The organism is Rhodovulum sp. FJ3 (genome assembly GCF_032918305.1).
GTDB lineage: Bacteria > Pseudomonadota > Alphaproteobacteria > Rhodobacterales > Rhodobacteraceae > SAT37.
The window spans coordinates 434,179-448,343 of record NZ_JAWJUU010000002.1 but is presented as its reverse complement, the minus strand read 5'-3'; the positions used below and the strand labels follow the sequence as shown (position 1 = coordinate 448,343).

The window sequence follows — 14,165 nt, the reverse complement described above, 5'->3', positions numbered from 1 at the left end:
GCATTACATGACCAACCGTCTGGCTGCCATTCTGGTGGTTTTGATTGGACTAGCTTTCGGGGCCGACCTGTACCTTAACAATGGACAGGGCGGCCTTTTCCTTTTCCGGAAATTCATCGATTTCGTCGATTACATCGCCTTTTGGCGTTGATTTGGCGGGCATTTCCCCTCTGTAGGTTCGTTTATGTTCGCGGTCCCTGCTCCGCAGGTCCATCATGTTTGTGTTAGCGCTATCCATTTTCGCTTGACCTTTCGTCTGAATTCGCCATGTTTGCGCCAACATCAGACGTCAGCAGGCAAAGGGGTTTCCCATGACCATCAAAGTAGGGATCAACGGATTTGGCCGGATCGGTCGCAACGTATTGCGCGCCATCATTGAATCGGGTCGCACCGACATCGAGGTCGTCGCGATCAACGATCTCGGTCCCGTGGAAACCAACGCGCATCTGCTGCGCTATGACAGCGTTCATGGCCGCTTCCCCGCCGAGGTGACCGTCAACGGCGACACGATCGACGTGGGCCGTGGCCCGATCAAGGTCACCGCAGAACGCGACCCCGCCGCCCTGCCGTGGGGCGATGTTGATGTCGCTCTGGAATGCACCGGCATCTTTACCGCACGGGACAAGGCCGCGCTGCACCTGCAAAACGGCTCGCGCCGCGTTCTGGTTTCGGCCCCTTCGGCCGGTGCGGATAAAACCATCGTTTTTGGTGTGAACGACAATGCACTGACCGCCGAAGATCTGGTCGTCTCGAACGCATCCTGCACCACAAACTGCCTGTCGCCGGTGGCCAAGGTTCTGAACGACGCCATCGGGATCAAGCGTGGCTTTATGACCACCATCCACAGCTATACCGGCGATCAGCCGACGCTGGACACGATGCACAAGGACCTCTACCGCGCCCGTGCCGCCGCGACCAGCATGATCCCTACCTCGACCGGCGCGGCCAAGGCCGTTGGTCTGGTCCTGCCCGAACTGAACGGCAAACTGGACGGCGTCGCGATCCGCGTCCCCACCCCGAATGTGTCGGTCGTCGACCTGACGTTCGAGGCATCGCGCGACACCACAGTCGAAGAGGTCAACGCCGCCATCCGCGCCGCCGCCGATGGTCCGCTCAAAGGTATCCTCGGCTACACCGACGCCCCCTTGGTCAGCAGCGATTTCAACCACGACAGCCACTCGTCGGTCTTCCATATGGACCAGACCAAGGTGATGGACGGCAACTTTGTCCGCATCCTGACGTGGTACGACAACGAATGGGGCTTCTCCAACCGCATGTCGGACACCGCCGTAGCGTTGGGGAAACTCTGATCTCCGCTGGCGATCACCAGAACAAAAACAACAAAGGCCGCCCTCGGGCGGCCTTTTCAATTTGGAAACCGGCGCGGGACCTTACCGCCCGTATTTTTCCATCAACTGCGCCTCGACATCGCCGGGGACAAATTGACTGACGTCGCCACCCAGACGGGCAATTTCCTTGACCAGCTTGGACGCAATCGCCTGACGACGGGCATCGGCCATCAGGAACACGGTCTCAACCGTGTTATCGAGCGCGCGGTTCATGCCAACCATCTGGAATTCATACTCAAAATCCGCAACCGCCCGCAGGCCGCGCACGATCACGTTCGCCCCCACATCGCGGGCACAATCGATCAGCAGGTTTTCAAACGGATGGACCACGATTTCCGTGTCCGTGATCGACGCGCATTCGGCCTTGATCATCTCGACCCGTTCCTCAAGCGAGAACAGCGGCCCCTTATCGCGGTTGATCGCCACGCCAATGACCAAGCGATCCACCAGTTTCGAGGCGCGTTCGATGATATCCATGTGGCCCAAAGTGACCGGATCGAATGTGCCCGGGTATAGTCCGATGCGCATGACATCCCCCCTTTTGATCTATCGCCACGCAACAATATTGCGCGCGGGGATGCAAGGGGCGATGGGCCTTAATGGCCCATAATCATGCCCTGTAGCGCATCTTTTTCCATGGACAGTTCCGACAGGCGCGCCTTGACCACATCCCCGATGGAAATCAGGCCCAGCATCTCGCCATTTTCCAGAACCGGCATATGACGGAACCGCCCTTGGGTCATCTTGCCCAGAACATCATCCGCGGACTCGTCCGGACCACAGGTCACAAGGGTCTTGGTCATCAGGTCCGACACCGGATCGGCCAAACAACCCGCCCCGCGACGGCCCAGTTCGCGCACGATGTCACGCTCGGACAGGATACCCGCCGCCGTTTTGCCATCGGTGGACACAATCAAACACCCGATTTTGCGCGACGACAGTTCTGCGGCAGCTTCGCCCACTGTCATGCTCGGCGGGATGGTTAAAACGCCAGCCGTTTCCTTGGTCCCCAAGATTTTACGCACCAACATGCCTGTGATTCCTCCCTGATTACGCACGCTCCTCAGGGATAGGGTCGCCCCGTCTGCGACATTCTGTCAAGTGAGACCTTCAAGGTGGGCCACTTCGCGCTTGATTCCGTCGGCCAATTCCGCTGCAACGCGGCTAAGACGCTCAACTTTGCGGTCATCCGCGTGCCGCAAGAGGTAAAAAGAGCGGGTCAGCGAAAACTGATCCGTCAGGATTTTGTCCACCTTTACCACAAAAGGCAGGGCAAAATCATGCACGATACCCACACCCGCCGCTTGACGCAGCAGGTTCAGCTGAACCGAAACCGAATTCGACGAGATCCCCAACTGGTCGTTCCCGCTGGCCGCGAGATAGTCCAACTCCTTGTCGAAAATCATGTCGGGAATATACCCGATCATGCGGTGTTTTTGCAGATCATCCATGGTCTCGATCGGATCATGGCGCCGCAGATACCGCCGCGAGGCCGCCAGATGCAGGCGATAATCTGTGATTTTTTGCACGGTCAGGCGTCCGGTGTCCGGCGCGCTGACGGCGATGGCCATATCGGCCTCGCGCCGCGTCAGGTTGACCACACGGGGCTGGGCAATGATCTGAAGCTCAAGGCCCGGATGTTTTTCCCGCATCCGCGCGCAAACCTGCGGCAACAGAAAATTCGCACATCCATCCGGCGCGCCAATCCGCACAACGCCGTTCAAAGTGCCGGTCTGGCCGCTGGTTTCTTCAACGGCAAGGGTCATCGCCTGTTCGGCCTGTTCGGCGCGCGGCAAGAGGCGTTCCCCCTCATTGGTCAGGGCATAGCCTTGGGGCGATTTCACGAACAGCGGCGTGCCAAATGCCTCTTCCAGACGCTGAATGCGCCGCCCCACCGTGGCCGGATCCATCTTTAGGGTTTTGCCCGCGCCAGACAGGCTCTCGGCCCGTGCGACGGCCAGAAACACCCGCATGTCGTCCCAATTTGCCTCCATCTGCACCCCCATTTATGCAAAACCTGTTTGAATAACTGCGTGTTTATTCCGCGTTTTTGCAAGGGTACAGTGCCGCCAAACGAACCTCAAGGAGGAACATAGCATGGAAGAGCTATGCCATTATCTGAACGGCAAACTGGTCAAAGGGACCTCGGGCCGTTTCGCTGACGTCTACAACCCCGCCACCGGCGAAGTGCAGGGCAAGGTACCGCTGGCCACTGTTGACGAACTGAACGCCGCCGTTGCAGACGCCGCCGAGGCACAGGTCAAATGGGCCGCCACCAACCCCCAGCGTCGCGCTCGCGTCATGATGAAGTTCGCCGACCTGATCAACGAAAACATGGACAAACTGGCCGAGTTGGTCAGCCGCGAGCACGGCAAGACCTTGCCCGACGCGCGTGGCGATGTTCAGCGTGGTCTTGAGGTGGTTGAGGTCTGCATGGGCGCGCCGCACATGCTAAAGGGCGAGTTCATGGACAACGGTGGTCCGGGCATCGACCTTTATTCCATGCGTCAACCGCTGGGCGTTGTCGCCGGCATCACGCCGTTCAACTTCCCTGCAATGATCCCGCTGTGGAAAATGGCGCCCGCGCTGGTCTGTGGCAACGCCATGATCCTGAAACCGTCCGAGCGTTGCCCGTCGACCTCGCTGATGCTGGCGGAACTCCTGAAAGAAGCAGGTCTGCCCGACGGCGTTCTGCAGGTTGTGAACGGCGACAAAGAGGTTGTTGACGCCCTGCTGGACAACGACACCATTCAGGCCGTTGGCTTTGTCGGCTCGACCCCGATCGCGCAATACATCTATGGTCGCGCCGCCACCAACGGCAAACGCGCCCAGTGTTTCGGTGGTGCCAAAAACCACATGATCATCATGCCCGACGCCGATCTGGACAAGGCGGCGGACGCTCTGGTCGGTGCCGGTTTCGGCGCGGCTGGCGAACGCTGCATGGCGATTTCGGTGGCAGTTCCCGTCGGTCAGGAAACCGCGGACAAGCTGATCGAAAAGCTGACCCCGCGCGTTGAGGCCCTCAAAGTTGGTCCCTATACCGCAGGCGACGATGTCGATTACGGCCCCGTCATCACCGCAGCGTCGAAGTCGCGCATCGAAGGTCTGATCGCCTCGGGTGTGGAACAGGGCGCAAACCTGGTCATCGACGGTCGCGACTTTACCCTGCAGGGTTATGAGGACGGCTTCTTTGTTGGCCCGTCGTTGTTTGACAACGTGACGCCGGACATGGAGATCTACAAGGAAGAGATCTTTGGCCCGGTTCTGTCGACCGTTCGCACCGACAGCTATGAAGAGGCGCTGGATCTGGTCATGAAGAACGACTACGGCAACGGCACCGCGATCTACACCGCCGATGGCGACACCGCGCGTGATTTCGCAAGCCGTGTGAACGTCGGCATGGTCGGCATCAACTTCCCGATCCCTGTTCCGCTGTCCTACTTCTCGTTCGGCGGCTGGAAAAAGTCGGCCTTTGGCGATCTGAACCAATACGGCCCCGACGCGTTCAAGTTCTACACGAAAACCAAAACCGTCACGGCGCGCTGGTTCTCGGGGATCAAAGAAGGCGGCGAATTCGCCTTTAAACAAATGGATTAATCCCTGCTCAGGGACTATGCATCGGGCCTCGCATCACCAAGATGCGGGGCCTTTTTTGGTAACAAATGCGTGTTTTTGCATTCTTCAAGGGATCGCTACTGGACCTGTAGCGTTTGTCTTGTAGACCTAGGCCAAAGACGACGCGAAAGGACGCATTCATGAGCAGCCAGAACATGACCCGCCGCACCCTAATCGGTGCCCTTGCGGCCAGCACCCTTGCCGCGCCCAGCGTGGTGCGCGCCCAAGACCTGACGCCCGACGTGCGCACCTCGGACCCCGATCTGCGCCGCAACACCAGCAGCTTTGTCACCCAGCGTTGGCAGGACCATTTTGAGGCGCTGGATCGCGTGACGATCTTGGCCGACACCGGTTCGCGTGCTCTGCACTATTGGTCGAAGGACGGGACCGATTATCGCCTGTATCCGACCTCGGTCCCGATGACCGAAGAACTGACACGGCGCGGCTATACAGAGGTCGTGCGCAAACGCGTGGCCCCGACGTGGACGCCCACCGCCAATATGCGCGAACGCGACCCGACCCTGCCCGCCTTTTTGCCCGCCGGTCCGGACAATCCCCTTGGGACCCACGCGCTCTACCTGTCTTGGCCCGCCTATCTGATCCACGGCACCCATGACACGCGCAAGATCGGGCGCCGGTCCTCGTCGGGCTGTATCGGCCTTTATAACGAGAAAATCGCGGAATTGTTCGACCTTGTGCCGGTCGGCGCGCAGGTTCGCCTGATCTAACAAAACGAATTTGCATTTCTGCATCTTTTAACAGCCATTCGGGCCTTGCAAACTTGCTGAAACAATTGTGAATTAAACAAGCGTTCAATTCACATGGTTTCAGGGAGGAGGCCCGATGGATTTCGCACTATCCGAAGAACAGACCGCCATTTTCGAGATGGCGCATGATTTTGGCCAAGCCGAAATCGCCCCGCATGCACAGGCATGGGAAAAGCTTGGCACCATCCCGCGAGAACTATGGTCCAAGGTCGCCGAACTGGGTCTTGGCGGCATCTATGTGTCTGAGGAATACGGCGGCTCTGGCCTGACGCGGCTGGACGCGACGCTGGTGTTTGAGGCGCTGGCGATGGCCTGTCCGTCGGTGGGGTCCTTCCTGTCGATCCACAACATGTGCGGCGGCATGATCGACAAATTCGGCAGCGACCAGATGAAACAGGACTGGCTGCCCGCGATTTGTTCGATGGAGCGCGTGATGTCCTATTGCCTGACCGAACCGGGATCGGGATCGGACGCGGCGGCCCTGCGCACCAAGGGTGTGGAACAGGCGGACGGATCCTACCAAGTCACGGGAACCAAAGCGTTTATTTCCGGCGGCGGCTACTCTGACGCCTATATCGTCATGACCCGCACCGGCGACGATAGCCCGCGCGGCGTCTCCGCCCTGATCGTTGAGGATGGCGCGGAGGGCCTGTCTTTTGGCGCGCTTGAGGACAAGATGGGCTGGCGCGCACAACCGACCGCGCAGGTCCAGATGGACAATTGCCACGTGCCCGCGAACAACGTTCTGGGGGAACTGGGCGCGGGGTTCCGCTATGCCATGGCGGGGCTGGATGGCGGGCGGTTGAACATCGCGGCCTCGGCCCTTGGAGGCGCGCAAACCGCGTTGAACCAGACCCTGACCTATATGGGTGAGCGCAAAGCCTTTGGCCGCTCGATCGATCAATTCCAAGCCCTGCAATTCCGTCTGGCGGATATGGAGGTCAAACTGCAATCCGCGCGTACCTTCCTGCGTCAGGCGGCGTGGAAACTGGACAATGGCGAACCGGACGCCAGCAAATTCTGCGCGATGGCGAAACTCTATGTCACTGACCGCGCGTTTGAGGTCGCCAATGACTGTCTGCAACTACACGGCGGCTATGGCTATCTAGCGGATTACGGCATTGAAAAGCTGGTCCGCGATCTGCGCGTGCACCAAATCCTTGAGGGCACCAACGAAATCATGCGCCTGATCATCAGCCGCCATATGCTGGAGACCCGTGGATGAGCGACGACCTAAGCACCGAAAAACAGGGCCGCGTCGGGCGCATCACCTTTACCCGCCCGCAGGCCCTGAACGCGCTGTCCCATGAGATGGCGATGAAGATCGAACAGGCGCTGGATGCATGGGCCACGGATGACGATGTCGCCATGATCGTGATCGATGCCGAGGGCGAGCGCGCCTTTTGCGCCGGCGGCGATATTGCGGCGATGTATCACGCGGGCAAGGCCGGTGATTACCAGATCGCCCGCGATTTCTGGGCCGACGAATACCGTATGAACGCCAAGATGTTCAATTTCCCCAAACCCGTCGCGGCCTTTATGCAGGGGTTCGTGATGGGCGGCGGCGTCGGTGTGGGCGGACATGCCAGCCACCGGATCGTCGGCGACACGTCCCAAGTCGCCATGCCCGAGAGCGGCATTGGCCTGATCCCCGATGTGGGCGGCACGTTGTTGCTGGCACGTGCGCCGGGGCGGATTGGCGAATACCTTGGGGTAACGGGCGCGCGCATGGGTCCGGGCGATGCGATCCACGCGGGATTTGCCGATTACTACATCCCCGAGGACGATTGGCCCGACCTGATCGCGCAACTGGTGGACACCGGCGATTGGACCCTGATCGACGCGGCGGCGCGCCCTGCCCCAGACGCGCCCTTGGCCGACCTGCAACCCCAGATCGACGCGCATTTTGGCGGCGAAACCATCGGCGACATCGTCCGGTCCCTGCGCCATGAGGACACGGATTTCACCGCCGCCGCCCTGAAACCGATCAACCGCAACTCGCCATTGTCGATGGCCTGCACCGTGGAATTGATCCACCGCACCCGCATCCGCGACACGATTGAGGCGGCTCTGGCGAATGAGTACCGCTTTACCTACCGCGCGCTGGAACTGGGTGACTTTATTGAGGGCGTCCGCGCCCAGATCATCGACAAGGACCGCAACCCCACATGGCAGGACGCGGATGCCGAAACCCTACCCGCTACAAAAATCAGCCGCATGCTGATGCCGCTGGGCGCGGACGAACTGACCCTGTGAGGAGGACACAGAAGATGGACATCGGATTTATCGGACTGGGCAATATGGGCGGCCCGATGGCGGCCAATCTGGCGGCGGCGGGGCATTCGGTCACCGGTTTCGACCTGACCGCGCCTGCGCCTGCGGGCGTTACCATGGCCCCCTCGGCGGCCGAGGCAGCGGCGGGGCGCGATGTGGTGATCACCATGCTGCCCAATGGCGCGATCCTGCGTGCCGTCGCGGCAGAGGTCATTCCGGCCATGAAAACCGGCGCAGTCCTGTGCGACTGTTCGACTGTGGACGTGGACAGCGCCCGCGCGGTGGCGGATCTGGCGGCGGATGCGGGCCTTGGGGCGCTGGATGCGCCGGTGTCGGGCGGCGTCGGCGGGGCCTCTGGCGGGACCCTGACCTTCATGGTTGGCGGCAGTGCGGACGCCTTTGCCACCGTGTCCCCCCTGTTTGATATCATGGGGCAAAAGGCCGTCCATTGCGGCGACGCGGGTGCGGGCCAATCGGCCAAGATCTGCAACAACATGATCCTTGGCGCCACAATGGTTGCAACCTGCGAGGCCTTTGCGCTGGCCGACAAGCTGGGCCTTGATCGCGCGAAAATGTTCGACGTGGTGTCAACCAGTTCCGGCGCCAGCTGGAGCATCAACGCCTATTGCCCCGCACCAGGTGTCGGGCCAACCTCGCCTGCGGACAACGATTACACACCGGGCTTCGCGGCCGATCTGATGCTCAAGGACCTGCGCCTGTCGCAACAGGCCGCCGAGTCCGTGGATGCCGACACGCCGATGGGCGAACTGGCCATGCGTCTTTACCAGACCTTTGTCGAAGATGAGGACGGGCGCGGGCGCGATTTCTCGGCGATGTTACCGCGCTTCTCTGCGCGCGGGCGCGGGTGACGCATTCCCTTTGCGGGCGCGGTGTGATCAGATGCGCATATGACGATGACACCGCCCCGCACTGACTGGATCGACGGCGATGCGACGCTGGCCACGATGGATGACACCGCGCGCCGCGCCCTGTCGACCCTCGCCCCCGTGACCCTGCCCAAGGGTCAGACCCTGTTCTGTCCGGGTGAGGCCGCGCGCGGATTCGTTGTCGTCCTGTCCGGTCGTATCGACGTGTTCCTGACGGGGGCAAACGGGCGCGACATCCTGCTCTATTCTGTTGAGCCCGGCCAATCCTGCGTGCAATCGACCCTCGGCCTGATGGGCGGCGCCGATTACACAGGTGAGGCCCTGACCGCCACCGATTGCCGCGCAGTTCTGATCCCGCGCGAAATGTTCATGACCTTGATGGACCGCTCGGACAGCTTTCGCCATTTCGTCTTTGGCGCCTTTGCGGGCCGGATGCAGGGGATGATGGAACTCCTTGAAAAGGTTGCGTTTCAACGGGTCCAAAGCCGCCTGGCCGATACCTTGTTGGTTGAGGCGACAGGCAATACCCTACACCTGACCCACGCGGAACTGGCCGTCAAAATCGGCTCTGCCCGTGAGGTGGTGTCGCGCCAGTTGGAACGCCTGTCCAAACGCGGGATCGTCACACTGGAGCGCGGCAAAATCACCCTCACCGACATCCCCGCCCTGCAAAATCTCGCCCGCGGCGAATAATTCCGCACGTTGTGTGACTAGGTCACAGACGCCGCCCGCCGGTTGCGCCAAATTACGGCCATACCACGCGTCTAACGCGGATTTTCTAGCGGAGAGAAAACATGCTGAAGAAAAACATGGGGGCCTTGGACCGAGTCATCCGGATCGTTCTGGGCCTTGCCTTTATCGCAGCGTTTTTCATGACCTCGGGCAGCTTTAGCTGGCTCTATCTGGTCGGCGCGGCGATTGCACTTGGCACCGCCGCCTTCAACAGCTGCCCCCTCTATACCTTGTTCGGGCTGCGCACCTGCCCGTTGAACCCGGGCAAATAAACAATCGTGTAATCGGGGGCCAACGGCCCCCGATTTCTATTTACTCTGCGGCGACACGTTTGGCCGACAGGATGTCCGCCAGATAGCGACCGGTATGGCTGGCCTCGACCTTGGCGACGTCCTCGGGCGTGCCGATCGCAACCACCGTTCCGCCGCCATCGCCGCCCTCGGGGCCGATATCGATGATATGATCGGCTGTTTTGATCACATCCAGATTGTGTTCGATCACCATGACCGAATTGCCCTGTTCGACCAATTCGTGCAGCACCTCAAGCAGTTTGCGCACGTCCTCGAAATGCAGACCCGTCGTCGGTTCGTCCAGAATATAGAGCGTCCGACCGGTCGACCGTTTCGCCAATTCCTTGGACAGTTTCACGCGCTGCGCCTCACCGCCCGACAGGGTCGTCGCCTGTTGCCCGACCTTGATATAGCCAAGCCCCACGCGACAGAGCGCATCCATTTTCTCACGGATGCTGGGCACCGCCTTAAAGAACTCCTGCGCGTCCTCGACGGTCATATCCAGAACATCGGCAATTGATTTACCCTTAAACCGAATTTCCAGCGTCTCGCGATTGTACCGCGCGCCGTTACAGGTTTCGCAGGTCACATAGACGTCGGGCAGAAAGTGCATCTCGATCTTGATCACGCCATCGCCCTGACAGGCCTCACAGCGCCCGCCCTTGACGTTGAACGAGAACCGACCGGGTTTATACCCGCGCGCCTTGGCCTCGGGCAGACCAGCGAACCAGTCACGGATCGGCGTGAACGCCCCCGTATAGGTCGCGGGGTTGGATCGCGGCGTGCGCCCGATGGGGCGCTGGTCGATATCGATGACCTTATCCAGATGCTCGAGCCCGCGGATGGTTTCGCAGGGCGCGGGCGTCTGGCGAGCGCCGTTCAGACGCATGGACGCGGTTTTGAACAGGGTTTCAATCGTCAGGGTCGATTTGCCGCCGCCCGACACGCCGGTCACACAGACAAATTGCCCCAAAGGAAAGTCCACAGTGACGTTCTTGAGGTTGTTGCCAGTTGCCTTGACCACCGTCAGGGCCTTGCCGTTGCCCTCACGCCGGATCGCGGGGATGCCGATTTCGCGCGCACCGCTAAGGTACTGACCGGTCAGGGATTTCTTGTCCTTGGCGATCTTCTTTGGGGTGCCGTGACTGACCACCTGACCGCCGTGCACACCGGCGCCCGGGCCGATGTCGAACACATAATCGGCCTCGCGAATGGCCTCTTCGTCGTGTTCGACCACGATCACCGTGTTCCCCTGATCGCGCAGGTTTTTCAGCGTCTCCAGCAACCGGCCATTGTCACGTTGATGCAGGCCGATCGACGGCTCATCCAGCACATACAAAACCCCCGTCAGGCCCGAGCCGATCTGGCTGGCCAAGCGGATGCGCTGACTCTCGCCGCCCGACAGGGTGCCGGCGTTGCGCGACAGGGTCAGGTATTCCAAACCGACATTGTTCAGGAACCCAAGGCGTTCGCGAATTTCCTTAAGGATCGCGCGGGCGATTTCGTTCTTTTGCTTGCTCAGCGTCTCGGGCACGGTCTGACACCACGCATGCGCCTCACGGATCGACATCTGAACCACTTGGCCCACGTGCAGACCGGCGATCTTGACCGCCAAGGCCTCGGGCCGCAGGCGATAGCCCTCGCAAGAGCCACAAGGGCGGTTGTTCTGATAGCGTTCGAATTCTTCGCGCACCCAACTGCTATCGGTTTCGCGATAGCGGCGCTCCATGTTCGGGATCACGCCCTCAAAATTGCGGCTGACCTGATAAACGCGCCCGCCCTCGTCATAGCGGAACTGGATTTCCTCATCGCCCGAACCATAGAGAAACACCTGTTTGACGTGGGCGGGCAGATCCTTCCACGGGGTGTTCTTGTCGAACTCGTAATGGCGCGCGATGGCCTCAATCGTTTGCAGGAAATAGGGCGATTTCCCTTTGCGCCACGGGGCCAGCGCCCCGTCATAGAGTTTCAGCGCGGCGTCGGGTACGACCAGACGTTCGTCAAAGAACAGCTCCATCCCCAACCCGTCGCAATCGGGACAGGCCCCGAACGGCGCGTTGAACGAGAACAGGCGCGGTTCGATTTCGGGGATGGTGAACCCGCTCACCGGACAGGCAAAGTTTTCCGAAAAGGTGATCCGCTCGGGCTCCCCCTCTTTCGGGGCGGTCTCAAGGATGGCGATCCCATCGGCAAGGTCCAGCGCGGTGCGGAAACTGTCGGCCAGACGGGTTTCCAGACCCGCCTTGACCACCAGACGGTCAACCACGACGTCGATGTCATGGCGGAATTTCTTGTCCAGCGTCGGCGGCGTGTCCAATTCATAGAATTCGCCATCGACCTTGACCCGTTGAAACCCCTGTTTGCGCAGCTCAAGGAACTCTTTTTTATACTCGCCCTTGCGGTCGCGCACGATCGGGGCCAGCAGATAGGCGCGCAGGCCCTCTTCCATCCCCATGACGCGGTCGACCATGTCCTGAACCTGTTGCGCCTCAATCGGCAGGCCGGTGGCGGGGCTGTAGGGCGTGCCGACACGGGCGAACAACAGACGCAGATAGTCGTAAATCTCGGTCACGGTGCCCACGGTCGAGCGCGGGTTTTTCGACGTGGTTTTCTGTTCGATGGAAATGGCGGGGCTGAGGCCGCTGATGTGATCCACATCAGGTTTTTCCATCATATCAAGGAATTGGCGGGCATAGGCCGACAGGCTCTCGACATAGCGGCGCTGGCCCTCGGCATAGATCGTATCAAAGGCCAAGGACGATTTCCCCGACCCCGACAGACCCGTAATCACCACCAACTGATCGCGCGGAATATCCACGTCGATGCTTTTGAGGTTGTGTTCGCGCGCGCCGCGCACTTCGATGTTTTTAAGTTCGGCCATACTGGTCCCCGCTCGCAATGGGATACACATAGTTGACCTTGGCCGAGTCTCCAACAGAATTTTGAGAACATAAGCGGAACATGGGCCAAGGTCAGACGGGTTTGATCAAAGGCTCAGCGCGCCGAACCGACGGGCCCGCCACCCGAAATACAGGGCCAACGCGCCACCGGTGATCGCCACCACCCCGACCAATGCCAGAACAAGGCCGATCCCGCCGATCTGGGCGGTGATCGCGAACACCGGCGGGCCACTGAACGTACCGAGGTTCCCGATCTGGGCCAGCGCCCCACCCGCCCGAGCGCGCCGTGTCACATCGGCGTTCAACCACGGCAGGGACGCAAAGGCCGCACCGGGCACAAGGCCCGTCGCCAGAAACAGCGCGACGAACACGCCAACGCCCATATAGCCCGTCGCAAAAGCAACCCCGACGATCGCCAGATTGCCCGCAAACCCCGTCGCGGCAAGGCACATCGGCGAATACCGACGCGCCAGAAACCCCGCGCCAAAGGTGCCAAACAGGCTGAGCAGCGGAAGGATCGCCAAGGCGGCACCGGCCTCAAGCAGGGAGGGCAGCACGCTCAGCAAGGCGAGATAGACGAAGGAATGCCAGAAAAATACAAGGCCCGAGGCAAAGAGCCGCCAGTCGGTGTAGATCAGGTGCAACTCGGAAAACGGGTTGAACCGGAACGCCTGACGCGCACCGGATCGCGGCAAGGACGGTCCCAGGCCCACCGCCATCGCAACCAATGCCACCCCATGGGCCAAGGTGACGGCGCGCATCCCGCCCAGATCGACCAGCACCGGCACCGCAACCCCGAGGATGGCAAAGCTGACCCCGAAAAACGTCCCCCACAGACCCATCACCACCGGACGGTCGCGATCCGTGGCCAGTTCCGCCATCAAGGTCGGCACGGCCACCACCAGAACAAGGTGCCCGACGCCCTCCACCACGCGCAGAGCCAACATCACCGGATAAGGCGGCACCAGCGCCTGTAGCACGGACATCGCCGCGCCCAGCCCCAGCGCCCACAGGATCGCCCGCCGGATGCCAAAGGCCGCGATCAGACCGCCGACAAACGGACCAAACAAAACGCCCACCACCCCGACAATAGACACCATCAGGGCCAGCGCGCCGGGCGAGCGGGCATAGGCCTCACCCAGTTGCGGCAGGGTCAGGGCGAATTTTCCAAACTGCGCCGCCGCCAACAGGCCAGTGACAAACAGGCCGATGATCAGGGGCCAGCGGGTTTTGGACGGGGTACTCATTACACGATCTATCCCGAAAGACGGCCTATTGGCTATCGCCCGCGAACGCGCATGCCTCTGTGCAGAATTGCGCGCGTGGTTAACGGTTGGCGCCAATGAAAAGG

At 60.9% G+C, this 14,165-nt stretch carries 13 protein-coding genes; 8 read left to right on the top strand and 5 right to left on the bottom strand.

Annotation, left to right across the window (positions count from 1 at the left end; genetic code table 11):
* Window positions 1–311 precede the first annotated feature (311 nt).
* Window positions 312–1,310: a type I glyceraldehyde-3-phosphate dehydrogenase gene (gap, locus tag R1W00_RS07275; RefSeq protein ID WP_317262064.1), complete on the top strand. Its 999-nt coding sequence runs from the start codon at window positions 312–314 to the stop codon at window positions 1,308–1,310.
* Between the two features lie 81 nt (window positions 1,311–1,391).
* Here the strand turns inward: gap and coaD are convergent, their stop codons facing one another.
* From coaD to R1W00_RS07260, 3 genes are all read right to left on the bottom strand, one after another.
* The gene (coaD, locus tag R1W00_RS07270; protein WP_317262063.1) at window positions 1,392–1,877 is read right to left on the bottom strand and encodes a pantetheine-phosphate adenylyltransferase; all 486 of its coding nucleotides are present in this window, start codon (window positions 1,875–1,877) and stop codon (window positions 1,392–1,394) included.
* Between the two features lie 68 nt (window positions 1,878–1,945).
* Window positions 1,946–2,380, bottom strand: a complete 435-nt coding sequence (locus tag R1W00_RS07265) for a CBS domain-containing protein (RefSeq protein WP_317262062.1) — start codon at window positions 2,378–2,380, stop codon at window positions 1,946–1,948.
* Between the two features lie 66 nt (window positions 2,381–2,446).
* Complete coding sequence (locus R1W00_RS07260) at window positions 2,447–3,343, bottom strand: LysR family transcriptional regulator (protein ID WP_317262061.1); 897 nt, start codon at window positions 3,341–3,343, stop codon at window positions 2,447–2,449.
* Between the two features lie 103 nt (window positions 3,344–3,446).
* Between R1W00_RS07260 and R1W00_RS07255 the strand changes: the two genes are divergently transcribed.
* The 7 genes from R1W00_RS07255 (at window position 3,447) to R1W00_RS07225 (ending at window position 9,896) form a co-directional block, all read left to right on the top strand.
* Window positions 3,447–4,946, top strand: coding sequence for a CoA-acylating methylmalonate-semialdehyde dehydrogenase (locus R1W00_RS07255; protein ID WP_317262060.1), 1,500 nt, complete (start codon window positions 3,447–3,449; stop codon window positions 4,944–4,946).
* Window positions 4,947–5,104: 158 nt separating this feature from the next.
* Complete coding sequence (locus tag R1W00_RS07250) at window positions 5,105–5,692, top strand: L,D-transpeptidase (RefSeq protein ID WP_317262059.1); 588 nt, start codon at window positions 5,105–5,107, stop codon at window positions 5,690–5,692.
* A 115-nt stretch (window positions 5,693–5,807) separates the two neighbouring features.
* On the top strand, window positions 5,808–6,956 hold the full coding sequence (locus tag R1W00_RS07245; protein ID WP_317262058.1) for an acyl-CoA dehydrogenase family protein: 1,149 nt from the start codon (window positions 5,808–5,810) through the stop codon (window positions 6,954–6,956).
* Window positions 6,953–7,987: a 3-hydroxyisobutyryl-CoA hydrolase gene (locus tag R1W00_RS07240; RefSeq protein ID WP_317262057.1), complete on the top strand. Its 1,035-nt coding sequence runs from the start codon at window positions 6,953–6,955 to the stop codon at window positions 7,985–7,987. The genes R1W00_RS07245 and R1W00_RS07240 overlap by 4 nt, the downstream gene beginning before the upstream one ends.
* Window positions 7,900–8,874 carry a 3-hydroxyisobutyrate dehydrogenase gene (gene mmsB / locus R1W00_RS07235; RefSeq protein WP_317262056.1) on the top strand — a complete coding sequence of 325 codons (975 nt, stop codon included), beginning with the start codon at window positions 7,900–7,902 and terminating at the stop codon, window positions 8,872–8,874. Before R1W00_RS07240 ends, mmsB begins: the two co-directional genes overlap by 88 nt.
* Before the next feature lie 39 nt (window positions 8,875–8,913).
* Window positions 8,914–9,585: a Crp/Fnr family transcriptional regulator gene (locus R1W00_RS07230; RefSeq protein WP_410901531.1), complete on the top strand. Its 672-nt coding sequence runs from the start codon at window positions 8,914–8,916 to the stop codon at window positions 9,583–9,585.
* A 101-nt stretch (window positions 9,586–9,686) separates the two neighbouring features.
* Window positions 9,687–9,896 (top strand): DUF2892 domain-containing protein, encoded by a 210-nt coding sequence (locus R1W00_RS07225; RefSeq protein ID WP_317262055.1) that lies wholly within the window; start codon window positions 9,687–9,689, stop codon window positions 9,894–9,896.
* A gap of 40 nt (window positions 9,897–9,936) precedes the next feature.
* Here R1W00_RS07225 and uvrA read toward each other — a convergent pair whose 3' ends face one another.
* Window positions 9,937–12,795, bottom strand: a complete 2,859-nt coding sequence (gene uvrA / locus R1W00_RS07220) for an excinuclease ABC subunit UvrA (RefSeq protein WP_317262054.1) — start codon at window positions 12,793–12,795, stop codon at window positions 9,937–9,939.
* A gap of 105 nt (window positions 12,796–12,900) precedes the next feature.
* Complete coding sequence (locus tag R1W00_RS07215) at window positions 12,901–14,061, bottom strand: MFS transporter (protein WP_317262053.1); 1,161 nt, start codon at window positions 14,059–14,061, stop codon at window positions 12,901–12,903.
* Window positions 14,062–14,165: the final 104 nt, after the last annotated feature.